The 14,398-nt window shown below is 66.5% G+C and carries 10 protein-coding genes; 6 read left to right on the forward strand and 4 right to left on the reverse strand.

The window, feature by feature from the left end; genetic code table 11:
* Nucleotides 1–3 precede the first annotated feature (3 nt).
* Nucleotides 4–3,051: a glycosyl hydrolase family 28-related protein gene (locus tag ACZ1J6_RS03720; protein WP_431569066.1), complete on the reverse strand. Its 3,048-nt coding sequence runs from the start codon at nt 3,049–3,051 to the stop codon at nt 4–6.
* Nucleotides 3,052–3,263: 212 nt separating this feature from the next.
* On the opposite strand from ACZ1J6_RS03720, the gene ACZ1J6_RS03725 reads away from it, so the two are divergent.
* Complete coding sequence (locus ACZ1J6_RS03725; RefSeq protein WP_314466179.1) at nt 3,264–3,749, forward strand: gluconokinase; 486 nt, start codon at nt 3,264–3,266, stop codon at nt 3,747–3,749.
* Between the two features lie 113 nt (nt 3,750–3,862).
* Here ACZ1J6_RS03725 and ACZ1J6_RS03730 read toward each other — a convergent pair whose 3' ends face one another.
* Together ACZ1J6_RS03730 and ACZ1J6_RS03735 are read right to left on the reverse strand one after the other, a co-directional pair.
* Nucleotides 3,863–4,540 carry a FadR/GntR family transcriptional regulator gene (locus ACZ1J6_RS03730; RefSeq protein ID WP_431569065.1) on the reverse strand — a complete coding sequence of 226 codons (678 nt, stop codon included), beginning with the start codon at nt 4,538–4,540 and terminating at the stop codon, nt 3,863–3,865.
* A 76-nt stretch (nt 4,541–4,616) separates the two neighbouring features.
* Nucleotides 4,617–5,963, reverse strand: a complete 1,347-nt coding sequence (locus tag ACZ1J6_RS03735; protein ID WP_132266164.1) for a GntP family permease — start codon at nt 5,961–5,963, stop codon at nt 4,617–4,619.
* Nucleotides 5,964–6,297: 334 nt separating this feature from the next.
* On the opposite strand from ACZ1J6_RS03735, the gene ACZ1J6_RS03740 reads away from it, so the two are divergent.
* The 3 genes from ACZ1J6_RS03740 to ACZ1J6_RS03750 are packed head-to-tail and all read left to right on the forward strand — an operon-like array spanning nt 6,298 to nt 8,724.
* Entirely contained in the window at nt 6,298–6,564 is a 267-nt protein-coding gene (locus tag ACZ1J6_RS03740) for a helix-turn-helix domain-containing protein (RefSeq protein WP_132265502.1), read from the forward strand.
* A 46-nt stretch (nt 6,565–6,610) separates the two neighbouring features.
* Nucleotides 6,611–7,720, forward strand: a complete 1,110-nt coding sequence (locus tag ACZ1J6_RS03745) for a Gfo/Idh/MocA family protein (protein ID WP_132265503.1) — start codon at nt 6,611–6,613, stop codon at nt 7,718–7,720.
* Complete coding sequence (locus tag ACZ1J6_RS03750; RefSeq protein ID WP_431569064.1) at nt 7,717–8,724, forward strand: SMP-30/gluconolactonase/LRE family protein; 1,008 nt, start codon at nt 7,717–7,719, stop codon at nt 8,722–8,724. Before ACZ1J6_RS03745 ends, ACZ1J6_RS03750 begins: the two co-directional genes overlap by 4 nt.
* Nucleotides 8,725–8,735: 11 nt before the next feature.
* Here ACZ1J6_RS03750 and ACZ1J6_RS03755 read toward each other — a convergent pair whose 3' ends face one another.
* Entirely contained in the window at nt 8,736–9,515 is a 780-nt protein-coding gene (locus ACZ1J6_RS03755) for a DeoR/GlpR family DNA-binding transcription regulator (RefSeq protein ID WP_431569063.1), read from the reverse strand.
* 207 nt (nt 9,516–9,722) lie between these two features.
* Between ACZ1J6_RS03755 and ACZ1J6_RS03760 the strand changes: the two genes are divergently transcribed.
* Both ACZ1J6_RS03760 and ACZ1J6_RS03765 read left to right on the forward strand, forming a co-directional pair.
* The gene (locus tag ACZ1J6_RS03760; protein WP_431569062.1) at nt 9,723–12,071 is read left to right on the forward strand and encodes a TonB-dependent receptor domain-containing protein; all 2,349 of its coding nucleotides are present in this window, start codon (nt 9,723–9,725) and stop codon (nt 12,069–12,071) included.
* Between the two features lie 70 nt (nt 12,072–12,141).
* On the forward strand, nt 12,142–14,253 hold the full coding sequence (locus tag ACZ1J6_RS03765) for a phosphocholine-specific phospholipase C (protein ID WP_431569061.1): 2,112 nt from the start codon (nt 12,142–12,144) through the stop codon (nt 14,251–14,253).
* The last annotated feature ends 145 nt before the right edge of the window (nt 14,254–14,398 follow it).

A 14,398-nucleotide genomic window follows, 5' to 3' on the forward strand; every position in this document is an offset into this window, starting at 1 on the left:
CGTTCATGGCCGTGCGGCGTAAAGTGCGTGGTGTGTCAGGATGAACAGCGTGCCGCCGTCCGCTCCGCCGAACAGGATCTGGAGCGGCCGGTCCGGTACGTCGATGCGCGCCTGTTCCTTGCCGTCCGGCGTGTAGATGTAGACTTGCCCGTTCGCGACGAAGACGCGGCCCTGCCGGTCTACCGCCACGCTCTCGCCGCCGCGACCGGCGAAGGGCTTGAGGCCCTGCAGAGCGCCGCCGCTGCCGATCGTGGCGCTGTAAGTCATGTTCTGCGAACCGTTGGTGACGAAGACCCGCTCGCCCGGCTTACCGCCGATCAGGCCGTTGGCATCGAGGCTGTGCGACCAACGCCAGCCGACGTGGTCTTCCGGCCCCTGCTGCCAGACGCGGAAGGCAGGCAGCGCCAGGCTGCCGTCGGGCGAGACATATTCCATGGCCTTGGCAGACCCGGCATCCTGCGCGAACATCTCGGCCAGGGTGGTGAACTGGTAGGTCTTCGGATCGATCTGGTCGCGGAATTCGCCATTGATCCACCAGTTGACGGGGAGCAACGTGCGGGCCGCGGATTTGCCGCGTACCGGCGTCGGCGCGATCACGGTCATCGCGTCTTTCGGGCCATCGGGATCAAAGGCGTAGACGCCTCCCTTCGGGCCGAGCGAGGACAGGACCAGCAACTGGCCCGAGGCATCGACGGCCAGGTTTACGGGGTCGAGCGCGTTGTCGCGCACCACTTCAAGGCCTTTGTCCGCAGTCCAGCGATGGATGCGCTGGAAGCGGCGGTCGATGAAATAGAGCGAACCCCTGGCATCCGCGGCCGCGCCCGAGATCGACCAGAACCCTTCCGCCAGCTTCTCCACGGGGATCGCGGAAGGCTGCGCGGGCGTACCGGCAGCCTTGCCCGGCGCGCCGATGTCGAGGCTGGCGAATTCGCGCTCGCGCACCAGGCTTCCGCTGGACACATCTTCGATCGCATTGTCGAAGGGATACTTGCTGGCGCGCAGGAAGGTGCCGCAGCCCTCGTCGTCGCAGGTCGCGTAGCCGCTTTCGGCATTGACGTGGACGTTGCGGAAACGGATCTCGCCCGAGTTGAACAGCTTGGCGGCGCTGCGGGCCGGGTGGTAGCTGCGCGTCACGCGGTAGGCGTGGTAGTTGGCGAAGAGGAGATTGCGCGAGTTGCGGATTTCCAGCGAGACGGCGTTCGGCCCGTCGCCCACTTCCTGCTCGGTCTGGGGCGCCAGGAACTCCCAGTTCTCCACTTTGTCGAGCACGATCTCGTTGCGGGCGTGATGCTCGACCGACATCTCGTAGACGTGGCCGGGGGTGCTGGTGTTCGTCACCATGAAGCCCGCCTGCGCGAACGTGTTCGGGCTCCACACGTCAGCGAAAGTGCCGCCCCCGCCGTCGGTCACCCAGATGCTGGGGTACTGGGCATCCCAGCGTCCATCGGCAACCGGATCGCCGCTGCGTGCGCCGAGCGAGCCAAGGGGCTTGCCATCGGCCGTGGGCGTGCCGCCGCCGCCCATGATCTTCACGTCCTCGACAAGGCTGTTCTCGCCTGAGCGCCAGAGCAGGGCGCTCGCGCGCGGGTTGATGCGGCCGGTGAACAGGCCGATCCCGGAGAGCACGTTGTCTCCGCCGCGCGGGCTTTCGAGGATGGGGAGGACTGCGCCGAGCCCGGCATGAGCCGGATTGCCGTCCGGAATGTAGAGCTGGGTCAGCGCCGGATGAAGCCCGATGAGCACGCTGTCCGGCCGCAGGGTCAGGCGGTTGGTGACCTTGTAGAACCCGGCCGGAAGGTAGAGCACGCGATTGGCGTCGATGGCGCGCTGGAGGGCGGCGGTATCGTCGGTGCGGCCATCGCCCATGACGCCCAGGCTGTGCACGTCGACCCATTCCGACATCGGGGGCAAGTCGCGGATGGCAGGCTTGCGCGCGGCGGGCAGGGCGGGGAGGGCCTCCATATCCGCCTTCGTCGCGTAATCGCCGTCGCTTCCGAGCGAGGGCACGGCGAGGCCATAGGAAAAGTCGGAGACCTTGTAGGCCTTGCCCTTGCCGGCGACCGACCGGCCGCTGTCCCGGAAACGGGCGAAGACCGGCGTGTCGCTGGCAAGGGCATTCTCGAAGCCGATCTGGGTGAAGACGTTGTTCTCGTTGGAGATGACGACGCCCGCGCGGCTGACATTCTCGAACCGGACGTCCTTGCCCCAGAGCGAATCGCCGTAGCCGCGGTCGACCTCGATTCCCACCGGCGTGTCGCGGATCAGCACATTGACCATGGTGAGGCCAACTTCGTGTTCGCGGATGGCGGCATCGCGCTGGCCGTCGAAGCTGGAATCGATCAGCGTGAACTGCCAGGCAGGAGAGGTCTTCTCGGTGACGATGCCGTAGCGGCCGCCGTGGAAGCGCACGTTCTCGATCACGTTGCCGGCCTGGTAGACGCCCGCGAAGGCCGACCCGAGGCGGAAGTCCATGTGGCTGAGGAAGGCGTGCTGCGCCATGCGGAAGCGCACCCCCGCGGCGGCCTGGTTGCCTTCGCCGATCTCGATATCGAGATTGCTCATGGCCGAATAGAACGTGCCGGAATTGGCGTCGCGCACGGTCTTGTCGCGCGGAACCACGGTGGGCACGGGGACGGGCACCTGGCCGACCGCGTATTGATCGTCTCCGGCGAAGACGATCATGGTCGATACGCCCTTCTGGAAGCCGGGCGTGCGCGGGGCCAGGAAGATGGTGGGGCGCTCCTGCCCGACGCCGTAGACCCGCACTCCTGCCGGAACCACCAGCGTGCGGGTGATCCGGTAGCGGCCGGAAGGCAGGAAAACGATGCCGTGTCCGCTGGAGTCGCGCGCCTTATCGAACGCCTGCTGGATGGCGGCCGTGTCATCGGTGCGGCCGTCTCCGGCGGCTTTCACGGTCACCGCGCGCGGTTCGGCCGGGGCGACAGGAAATACGGATGTCCCGCTCTCAGGAACGGCAGCGGCCGCGCCGCTCGCGGGAACGAGCGCGCTGGCCGCCAGCAAGGCCGCCGTTATTCCGCCGCGTCCGATCATTTCCCGCCTCCCTGTCGGTTTATCTTCGCCTGTTGCTAATGCGGAAGGGCGGACTTGGCACTTGCGACAAAGGTCGTAGTTCCCAGGTCGGTCGCCGCGCTTCTATAGGTCGCCCATCATCGCGGTGCGCTTTGCGGCATCGCCCGGGCTGCAAGGACCCCGTTTTGCCAAAATCCTCAGGAAGCGCCTTTCCTCGCGGCGCGATCATCGTCATGGGCGTCAGCGGTTGTGGCAAGTCCACACTCGGCGCATTGCTGGCCGAGGCGCTCGATTGCGCCTTTCTGGAAGGCGATGCCTATCACTCGCCGGAAGCAGTGGCGAAGATGCGCGCCGGACATGCCCTGACCGACGAAGACCGCTGGCCCTGGCTTGACCGCCTGGGCCGGGCGGCGGACGAGGCGGTTTGCGAGAATGGCCGGGTGATCGTGGCATGCTCGGCCTTGCGTCTGGTCTACCGCGACCGCTTGCGTGCGGCCATCGAGGCGGGCGCCCGCTTCGTGCTGCTGGAAGCGAGCCGCGACGATCTCTTTACGCGGCTGGAGAACCGGCCGGGGCATTACATGCCTGCCAGCCTGCTGGACAGCCAGCTCGCCACGCTCGAAGCGCCGCTGGACCGCGAGCAGGCCGTGGTGCTCCCCAGCGAACAGCCGCCGGAAATCCTGCGCGATTCCGTGCTTCGCATGCTTCGCGGCGGCTGAACCTCCAGGCCTTCGGCGCAGTCCCCACGCCGCCTGGCGGCACACACCCCCACATCGCCTGGCGGCACACGCCCCCACGCCGCCTGGCAAGGCCTGTGGGGCCTTTCTCAGGTTCAGGGCATCAGGCGGCGGCGCCCCTCCCAGAGGTGCCAGCGCATCGCCAGGGCGGCCCCTTCGGCATCCTGTGCGCGAATGGCCTCGACGATGACTTCGTGTTCGCGCAGCATGGTGGCGATCACTTCGCGCGGGCGCGAACGGGAGATGTCCACGCCGGCGCGCATGATCTTCTCGACATCGGACCAGAGCGCATCGAAAGCGACCAGGAACGCCGGGTTCCCGGTGGCGGCCGCGATGCGGCGATGCAGCTCCATGTCTTCGGCATGGGCGGGCGCGTTGGACAGCAGGGCGCTGCGCAGCAATTCCATGCCGTCCTCGACGTGGACCATTTCCACCGATGTACGCCGGGTCGCGGCCAGGCGGGCGGCCTCCGCTTCCAGAACGAACCGTACTTCGTAGCTGCCCAGGGTAGCGGGAAGCTCTGCCATCGGCATGAAGGCGGCGAGGCGCTCGGAAGGGCGGCTCTTGACGAAGGAGCCTGCGCCGCGCCGCGCCTCGGTGATGCCGTCCGAGGCCAGCCGCACCAGGGCCTCGCGCACGATGGCGCGCGATACGCCGAACATCTCTGCCAGGCCCGCCTCGGACGGCAGGCGTGAGCCGACCCCGAGGTTCCTGGACTTGATGATCTCGACGATGCCCGCATAGGCCTGATCGGAAAGCCGCGTCTGGTTCATCGAGTTTCCTGTTTGTCCATCATCGTTTGCAGTCGGCGGCTCGCCAATGCGGGCCGGTTATCGGGATGGTCCTTTGTTAGATGATGCTGCTGGCCGCAAGCACCAGCAGCAGTCCGACCACGGCGACCACGGTTTCCATGATCGACCATGTGCGGAACGTTCCTGGCATGTCCGTGCCGAGGTAGCTCTTCACCAGCCAGAAGCCCGGATCGTTGACGTGCGAGAAGAACAGCGAGCCCGCGCCGATGGCCAGTACCATCCATTCGGGCTCTACGCCCGAGCTGGCGACCAGTCCTTCCATGACGCCGGCCGTGGTGATCGTCGCCACGGTGGCCGAGCCGGTGGCGAGGCGGATGCAGACCGAGACGCCCCAGGCCAGCAGCAAGGGCGAGATCGCCCCGCCGCCCGCCAGACGCACCAGCATGTCCGAAAGACCGGCGGTGACGAGGACCTGCTTGAGCGCACCGCCGGCGCCGATGGCCAGGAGGATGCCGCCCGCGGGCGCCATGGCCTCGAGCCAGATCGCGTCCTGAATGCGGCGCTCGCCGAGGCGGCCTCCGAACAGCAGGGGCAGGGCAACGAGATTGGCGATGAGCAGGGCGATGACGGGATCGCTCACCCAGCCGAGCCATGCCAGCTTCGCGGCGACCGCTGGCGGAGCGATGGCGACGGCCTGTCCCGCGGCGATCAGCACCACCGGCAGCAGGACCGCGGTAAGGGTGCGGCCGACCGAGGGCGTCGCCACGTCGATCGTCTCGGGCGCGAGCAGCGGCGGGCTGAGTTTGACGCCGGGCGCGGTGAAGCGGGCGAGCACCGGGCCGGCGATGATCGCGGTGGGAATGCCCACCAGCAGACCGTAAGCCAGCGTGAGGCCGAGGTTGGCGCCAAGGGCATTCACGGCGAGCAGCGGTCCGGGGTGCGGCGGCACGAGGGCATGGACGACCGAGAGACCCGCCAGTGCCGGCAGCATCAGCCGCAGCTTGGAAGCGTCATCGTCCTGGCCCTTGGGCAGTGCCGCCGCGGCAGAGGCGACGATCGGCAGCAGCAGCACCAGTCCGGTCTCGAAGAACAGCGGCAGCCCGATCAGCAGTGCGGTGAAGAGGCTGGCCCAGGGCGCGCCCTTGACGCCCGACACGCCGAGCGCGGCTCGCGCCAGCCCGGCCGCGCCGTTCGACAGCTGCAGCATGGCGCCAAGCCCGAGACCCAGGGCGACCACCAGACCGGTGCCACCCAGGATCGAGCCGGCACCCTTCTCCACGGCCTTTGCCGTTTCATCCAGCGGTATGCCGGCCAGCACGCCGACGGTGAAGGCGCCGCACAGCAGTCCTACGAAAGGATGCAGTCGCCCGCGGACGATGAGCGCAATCGACAGCGCAATGCCGACGATGGCGGACAGGACGAGCCTGATGTCTTCCGGCGTCATGATGCCTGCGATTCCGATGCGGTCGATGCTGCTGCGGGGAACCGGACATTCTTCCATGGGCCACACGCCCGCGCTCGACGAAATGACAGGGTCATCCCTCGCCTCTCCCTAGTCTTTGCTTTGTGATCGGGTTGGCAATACCACCCAAACCTGTTGGACAGGTTATAGCTGGAAGATCGGCATATTCTAGACAATTTAGTGTGAGAGGTAAGATTTCTCTTGAACCTGTCAGACTGATTCCATTATCACTAGGCTCAACGAACTCCGGTGCGGCAGGCTCTCAGCGGGCATGCGCGGTACCTCAAGAACCGAGTCAATTAGGGGAGAGAAAGAGATGCACCTGGTTGCAGATCTGTGCACGGTTCCCGTCAGTCAGGATGTTGCCGCGCGGGAGGCTCCGGCCGAACCGCTCCATTTCACGCCGACCCAGCTTAAAGTGCTGCGCTGCGTGCGTTCGGGGCTTTTGAACAAACAGATCGCCTATGAACTCGGCATGGCCGAGGCGACGGTGAAGGTCCACATGACGGCGCTCATGCGCAAGCTGAACGTGCGCAACCGAACGCAGGTCGCCATCGCGGCGGGACGTCTGGCGCGCGCGTGATCGCGCATCCGTCGTGGGGCAGGAACGGCAACGTGGGGACAGGACGATGACGACAGGTTCGCGGCGCGAGGTTCTGGGAATGGGCGCGGGACTGGCGGCGGCGGGAGTCGCTGCGGGGTTTTCTGCGCAGGCCTTCGCGGCGCCGCGCAAGATCGGCTATGCCGTCGTCGGCCTGGGCTACTACGCCACCCGGCAGATCCTGCCGAACTTCGCCAATTGCGAACAGTCGCGGCTGGTTGCGCTGGTCAGCGGCACGCCGTCCAAGCTGGAGCAGTACGGCGCGCAATACGGCATCCCCAGGACGCATCGCTACAACTATGCCGAGTTCGACCGCATTCGCGACAACCCGGATATCGACGCGGTCTATGTGGTCCTGCCCAATAGTCTCCATGCCGAATACACCATCCGCGCCGCTCAGGCGGGCAAGCATGTCCTTTGCGAAAAGCCCATGGCCACCTCGGTGGCGGAATGCCAGGCGATGATCGCGGCCTGTCGCAAGGCCGGGAAGAAGCTGATGATCGGCTATCGCTCGCGGTTCGAGCCCTACAACCGCCTGGCGATCGAATTGGCGCGGGGCGGTCATGTCGGTCCGACGCGGCTCGTCACGGCGGAGCACGGCTTTCCCATTCAGCCCGATCAATGGCGGCTGGACAAGGCGCTTTCCGGTGGCGGCTCGATGATGGACATCGGCATCTACAGCCTCAACGCCGCCCGCTACCTCACCGGCGAGGAGCCGGTGGAAGTGAGCGCGGTGGAATCGACCGACCGCGCCGATCCGCGTTTCCGCACCGTGGAGGACCGCGTCAGCTTCGTGCTCCGCTTCCCCTCGGGCGTGCAGGCGAACTGCATCTCCAGCTACAGTTCTTCGCACAATGCCTACCGCGTGCATGGCACCCAGGGGTGGATCGCGATGGAGCCGGCCACGCCCTACACCGGACAGGCGATGACGATCCGCAAGGACGGTGTCACTGCGCCGAGGACGCTGCCGCCGCCCGCGCGCAACCAGTTCGCCGGGCAGCTCGATCACCTCGCCGAATGCGTGCTGACCGGCGGCGCCCCCATCGTCGCGGGCGAAGAAGGACTTGCGGACATGCGTATAATAGAGGCGATCTATCGATCGGCGGCGGAGCGCCGCATCGTCGAGCTGAAGGCATGATCGATCGCCGGATGATGCTGGCCGGCCTCGCCGCCGTGCCGCTGCTCGACGCGGTGGGCGCCGAGGCCAAGGCGCCGGCGATCGGCACTGTGCGCCGCCTCGATCCGGCGCTCGACAGGATCGTCGCGCCCGGCGCTTCGGTGACGCGCCTTGCCGAAGGATTTCGCTGGGCGGAAGGCCCGGTCTGGGTTCCCGGCAGCAACTGCCTGCTCTTCGGCGATCCGCCAAGCAATACAGTCCACCGCTGGACGGCGGCAAAGGGCGTCGAGATATTCCTGCGTCCCTCGGGACTGCAGACGCCGGTGCCTGCCGCGATCCGGGAGCCGGGGTTCAACGGGTTGGCGCTGGATGCGCGAGGGCGGTTGATTGCGGCGGACAGCGGCTCGCGGGCGATCGTGCGGATCGACCTCGCCACGCGCCAGCGGGAAAAGCTGGCCGACCGTTTCGACGGCAAGCGTTTCAACAGCCCCAACGATCTTTGCGTCGCCAGGTCCGGCGCGATCTATTTCACCGACCCGACGTATGGCCTGGCGGAAGGCGACGATTCGCCGCAGCGCGAAGTGGCGTGGTGCGGGTTGTATCGTCTATCGCCGGACGGCCGGGTGGACCTGCTGGACCGCAGCCATCGCCGCCCCAACGGCGTCGCGCTCTCGCCGGATGAGCGGACACTCTATCTGTCACTGTCGGACGAGACCCGTCCCGAAGTGCTGGCCTATCCACTCGGCCCGGACGGAATGACCGGTGAAAGCCGCCAGTTCCTCGACATGCGCGCGCAGCATGATGCCGGCCGGCCGGGGCTGCCCGACGGGATCAAGGTCGGCGCCTCCGGGCACGTCTTCGCGACAGGGCCGGGCGGCGTCCACGTCTGCACGGCTGACGCGCGGCTGCTCGGCGTGATCGAGACGGGCAAGGCGATCGCCAATTGCGCGATAGGGAAGGGCGGCAAGGTCCTGTTCCTTACCTCTTCCGACAGCCTGGCCGTGATTCCACTGCGCAGTTCCTGATCGCCGCGCCGTCAGCCGCCCTGGAGGTCCGGTTCGCTGAGGTGGATCGCGGTCCCGCCGTCTCTTGCAGCGTCGATGAGCGGCGGCGGGGGCGGCAGATCCGTCACGAGGTCATGGATCTGGCCGAAGTCCGCGACATGGACGGTGCCCACCCGTGAGAACTTGGCGTGGTCGGCCACGACGACGATGCGCCGCGCGCGGTCCAGAAGGGCCCGCTTGAACGCGGCTTCGTCCGGATCGAAATCGAGAAAGCCATGGTGCGCGTCGATGGCGCCCATGGAGAAGATGGCGATGTCCGGCAGGAAACCGCGGACCATGCGGACCGCGTCGGCATCGAAAGCCGCGCGGTAGTCGGCATTGAGCATGCCGCCCGCCAGGAAGACGCGGTGGTCGGAACGGCCCAGCACGTCCGCCGCCACTTCGACGCTGTTGGTCACCAGGGTGAGCCCTTTCCGATGCCCCAGTTCCTGCGCCACCCAGAAGGAAGTGGTGCCGGAATCGATGAACACCGTCATCCCGTCCTGCACCAGGCCCGCGGCGTGGCGGGCGATCGAGCGCTTGGCCTCAAGCTGCTCGCGAAGGCGTTTGCGATAGGGCGCTTCCAGTCGCGGCGCGGGCAGGGTGACGCCGCCGTGCACCTTGATCACCAAACCGTTCGCCTCAAGCTGCCGCACGTCGCGGCGGATCGTCTCCTCGGAGACGTCGAAGCGCAGGGCCAGCTCGGAGATCGAACAGGACCCTCGCTCGTCCAACGCGGCCAGGATCGCGGAAATGCGGTCGGCCTGTATCATGCAGTTTCCCCCTGACGAACGTGCCTGCCGACCATGCTTGTTTGTGCTTGTGAGGGCAAGTGGGTTCTTGCCCGTATCATGGCGGTCTATGTGGATTTAATCCAGCAAAGCCACAAAATGTCACAGACCTGTAATCGGAGGCGCCTAGCTCGCCGTCAACGGCTGAATGGCCGAGGCCAGGGTGCGGCATCTTCAGGGGAAGCAGAAATGAAGACATGGATGATCGGAACGGCGATCCTCGCGATCGCTGCGGCAACGACGCAGGCGCACGCCGAGGATGCGGCGGCAGCGCCGACCGCGGAAGCGCCCAACAGCGGTGACACGGCGTCGAACGAGGACATCGTCGTCACCGGCGAGGCCGTGCACTTCGCCAATACCCGCGTCACTCCCGAGATGATCGCGCGCCAGTCGGCATTGACCAGCGTGAACGATGTCATCAACGAGCTGCCCGGCGTTTTCGTTTCGGAAGGCGATGCTTTCGGTTCGTCGGACTGGGCGACTTCCATCTCCATCCGTGGCTTCACGCAGATCGGCACCACCATCGACGGCCTGCCCAACGGCGGCTCGGGCTATGGCGGCGGCTCCAAGGCGAACCGCTACATCGACGTTCTGGACTTGCGGACGGTAGAAGTGTCGCAGGGCACCGCCGACATTTCTTCGCGCTCCAACGAAGCGCTCGGCGGTACGCTCAACTACGTGACCTCCGATCCCGAGAACGACTTCCGCGTTCGCCTTTCGGGCGCAGCGGGCGATTATGGCGCGCAGAAGTTCTATGCCCGCGTCGATACCGGTGAATTCGCACCCGATACCCGCGCCTATATCAGCGCCTCGCACTCCAAGGCGCACGACTGGATCGGCGGCGCCGGCAAGACCAGCCGCGACCACCTGAGCGCCAAGATCACCAGCACGCTCTCCAACGTCAATCTGACCGGCTTCCTGTCCTACGACGATGCCGACGAATCCGAATTCGGCTCCGTCTCGCTGGCGCAGTTCGAGGCCGATCCCGACCACGACGTCTATACCGACAACTGGACCGGCATTCCCTATATCGACCAGAACTACCGCGCCGGTTCGCGTGCACTGCGCAAGAACCTGTTCGGCTATCTGCGCGGAAAGGTCGACCTGGGCGAAGTGAAGCTCTCGCTGACCGGTTACTACCACCGGATGCGCGGCCGCGGTGACTGGCTTCCGCCCTATCTCGTGGATGTGACCGCAGATGGCGCCGGGGCGACCGAGAGCGAATATGCGGGCGGCTCCACCGTGATCGGCGGCAGCGCGCTTGGCCAGGTCTATTTCCTCACGCCCACCGGCGCTGCGGCGACCATGATCGCAGGTTGCACCGGCACGGCCGGCATCCCGGCCCAGTATTCGCCGAGCTGCTATGCCGCCGATGCCACCGGCGCGATGTCCTACCGCCACACCCATTACGAAAACGACCGCATCGGCTTCACCGCTGACGCCGATTGGACCCATGATTTCGGCGCGATCACCAATACCCTGCGCGCGGGCGCCTGGTACGAGAACGTCAATGCCAACCAGGTTCGCGACTGGCACCGTGTAAAGAACCCGCTGCTCGGCCTGGCCTATGACACGACGCCCTACTGGGTCCAGTTCAGCACCGACTACGACACTAACGAATTCGTCTATTACGCGCAGGACGCCGTGACTTACGGCAACCTCACGGCGGCTTTCGGCATCAAGCAATACTTCCTGAAGCAGACGCGGGCCGAGCTGTTCGATGATCAGGTCAGCACCGGCATCACCTCGCATTCCGATCCGCTGATCTCGGCGGGCCTGACCTGGAAGGCACCGATCGACGGGTTGGAAATCTTCGCGGGCTATGCGCAGAACTTCTCGGCCATCAGCAACGGCGTTCTGGGCGAATCGCAGGAAGTGATCGATCGCATCAAGCCGGAAACGGCCGACAGCATCGAAGTGGGCGCCCGCTACAGCACGCCGCGCGTCCAGGCCTCGATCACCGCTTACGACATCAAGTTCGACAACCACATCGTCTCGATCTCCTCCAACCTGGTCACCGGCATCGACTATCTGGAGCAGCAGGAAAGCGTCTATCTCAACGTCGGCGGCGTGCGCAGCCGCGGCGTGGAGGCGGCGCTGGCCTATCGCCTGCCGATGGGCCTGATGCTTTCGGGCAGCTACAGCTACAACCACGCCGTCTACATCGGCACCGGCAATGCCGAGCAGGATGCGGACGTCGGCATCACGCCGGGCGTTCAGGTCGAAAGCTCGCCGCGCAACATGTGGGTGCTCTCGGCCGACTACAAGCGGGACTTCTTCAAGGCCGGTCTCTCGACCAAGTTCGTCGGCGATCGCTTCATCGATACCGTGGGCGGCGAAGTGGCGCAGTCCTACACGCTGCTGGGCGGCTATATCGGGGTTGACCTTGCCGACTTCTCGGACAAGCTGCGCGGCATGGCGGTGACGCTCCAGGCGACCAACATCACCGACAAGCGCTATCTGGGCGGCGGCGGCGGCGGCGCGGCTTTCCTCGGCGCACCGCGCACGGTAACCGCATCGCTGACGTTCGACTTCTGAACTGAAATTGCAGACCGGGAGTGTGGCGGCTGCAAAGCCCCATGCTCCCGGTTCTCCCTGAGGATACTCGATGGCCGATCTCTCCCGCCGATCGCTTCTTGCCGGAACCGCCATGCTGGCAGGTCTTCCGGCGTCCATCGCCCGCGCGGCGGCCATCGCGCCCGACGTGCGCAGCGGAACGATCGCGGATGTGGAGCATGTGGTGATCCTGATGCAGGAGAACCGCAGCTTCGATCATTATTTCGGCACCTTGCGCGGCGTGCGCGGCTTTGCCGACCGCCTGCCGATCCCGCTGGCCGCGCCGGATTCCGGTGCAGGAACGGGCACGGCGACGGGCGCTGCGAGGGGCATGGGCGGCGAACGCAAGGTCTGGCAGCAGCAGGACCGTCATGCCGCCGGCGGCGCAAGGATGGTTGCGCCTTTCCATCTCGACACCCGGCGCGAATTCGATCTCATGCGGGTGGAGAGCACGCCGCACACCTGGCCAGATGCCCAAGCCGCCTGGAACGAGGGCCGCATGGGCAACTGGCCGGAGGCGAAGCACCAGCGCGCCATGGGCCACTATCGCCGCGCCGACATTCCCTTCCAGTTCGCGCTGGCGGAAACCTTCACCATCTGTGACGCCTATCACTGCGCGATCCAGACCGGCACCAATACCAACCGCCTGTTCCTCTGGAGCGGCACCAACGACCCGCAGGGGCGGGCGGGCGGCCCTGCCATCGGCAATTCGCACGATGAATTTCCGGAAAAGGGCGGTGCGGCCGACGACTATCTCTGGACCACCGTGCCCGAGCGCCTCCAGGCGGCGGGGATCGACTGGCGCATCTACCAGGACATGGCGGACAACTTCACCGACAATCCTCTGGTCGGCTTCCGCGCCTATCGCGAGGCGCACCGGGGCAAGGGCGATCCGGCCCTGAAAGAACGATCCCTCACCACCCAGGCGCTCGACCGGCTGCGGTCCGACGTGATGGCAGGCCAATTGCCGCAAGTGAGCTGGATCGTCGCGGATGCGCGCAGCAGCGAGCATCCCGGCCCCTCCAGCCCGGCACAGGGCGCGGTCTATACGTCGCGGGTGCTCGATGCCCTGACCGCCAATCCGCGCGTCTGGGCGCGCACGGTCCTGCTCGTGATGTTCGACGAGAACGACGGGTTCTTCGATCATGCGCCGCCTCCCGCGCCGCCTTCGCGTCTGTCAGACGGGACAGTGCTGGGCGCCTCCAGCGTGGACCTCGCCGGTGAATATCATGAGCGCTCCGCCCCCGGCGAGGCGAAGATCGACTTGCCGGAACTCCGGGGGCGTCCTTATGGCCTTGGCCCGCGCGTACCTATGTATGTCGTTTCGCCGTGGAGCCGTGGCGGCTGGGTCAACTCGCAAGTGTTCGACCATACTTCGGTGATCCGTTTCCTGGAGACGCGCTTCAGCATTCACGAGGCGAACATTTCGCCCTGGCGCCGTGCCGTGTGCGGTGATCTGACTTCCGCTTTCGACTTCACGGCGGCAGATCGGGACCCGGTCGGGCCCCTACCGAACCCCGGTACGGACGCATTGCGCGCCGCGGCCGTGGGACGCCAGCCCGATCCGGTCGCGCCGCCGACGGACGAGATGCTCTGGCAGGAGCCGGGTCTCAGGCCCTCGCGCGCTTTGCCTTACCGGCTGGAAGTGTCTGACCGGCTGGACGAAAGCGGCATCCTCCTGCACTTCTCGGCCGAGGGCGCGGGCGCCGTTTTCCACGTCTACGATCGGCACGCGCTTTCGGCTCCACCTCGCCGCTACACCGTGAGCGCTGGCGAGGCATTGAACGGTCGCTGGGGCTGGAGCGCATCGGGGGGCTACGATCTCTGGGTGCTGGGGCCGAACGGCTTCCACCGTCACTTCGTGGGTCACCGCGACGATCCATCGCCGGACCTGACGTGGCGGCTTGGCGGGGCGAGCCTGTCCTTGCGGTCCGATGCGCCGAAAGCGGCCGGTCTGCAGATCCTGTCACTCGGCCTGAAGGGAGAGCGCAAGGAAGCGGCGCTGAAGGGCGGCCATGCCCGCCTGTCCTTGCGCGAAACGCGCGGCTGGTACGATGTCACCGTCACGGCCGCGCAGGGCAGCCTCTGGCAGCGCCGCCTTGCCGGACGGCTCGATGAGGTTGGCCAGGCTACGACCAGCGATCCCTTCACGCCCTTGGAATAAGCCGTTCGAACAGCGCGTCCGCCGCGGCGTCCATCACCTCTCGGCAGCAGAGACCTTGCGGCATGTCACCGTGGTGACGTGCGGCGCAGGCATGGGGGCAGCCGTCGCCATTGGCGAGCGAGTCGCAGGTGCCGCAACCGGTGCT

The organism is Novosphingobium sp. BL-S-21, from assembly GCF_055521655.1.

What these genes read in the sequence shown, in the direction of transcription:
- ACZ1J6_RS03740 (WP_132265502.1), top strand. Translation starts at nt 6,298, where the DNA reads ATGCACCTGGTTGCAGATCTGTGCACGGTTCCCGTCAGTCAGGATGTT.
- ACZ1J6_RS03750 (WP_431569064.1), top strand. Translation starts at nt 7,717, where the DNA reads ATGATCGATCGCCGGATGATGCTGGCCGGCCTCGCCGCCGTGCCGCTG.
- ACZ1J6_RS03760 (WP_431569062.1), top strand. Translation starts at nt 9,723, where the DNA reads ATGAAGACATGGATGATCGGAACGGCGATCCTCGCGATCGCTGCGGCA.
- ACZ1J6_RS03720 (WP_431569066.1), bottom strand. Translation starts at nt 3,051, where the DNA reads ATGATCGGACGCGGCGGAATAACGGCGGCCTTGCTGGCGGCCAGCGCG.
- ACZ1J6_RS03730 (WP_431569065.1), bottom strand. Translation starts at nt 4,540, where the DNA reads ATGAACCAGACGCGGCTTTCCGATCAGGCCTATGCGGGCATCGTCGAG.
- ACZ1J6_RS03755 (WP_431569063.1), bottom strand. Translation starts at nt 9,515, where the DNA reads ATGATACAGGCCGACCGCATTTCCGCGATCCTGGCCGCGTTGGACGAG.
- ACZ1J6_RS03745 (WP_132265503.1), top strand. Translation starts at nt 6,611, where the DNA reads ATGACGACAGGTTCGCGGCGCGAGGTTCTGGGAATGGGCGCGGGACTG.
- ACZ1J6_RS03765 (WP_431569061.1), top strand. Translation starts at nt 12,142, where the DNA reads ATGGCCGATCTCTCCCGCCGATCGCTTCTTGCCGGAACCGCCATGCTG.
- ACZ1J6_RS03735 (WP_132266164.1), bottom strand. Translation starts at nt 5,963, where the DNA reads ATGACGCCGGAAGACATCAGGCTCGTCCTGTCCGCCATCGTCGGCATT.
- ACZ1J6_RS03725 (WP_314466179.1), top strand. Translation starts at nt 3,264, where the DNA reads ATGGGCGTCAGCGGTTGTGGCAAGTCCACACTCGGCGCATTGCTGGCC.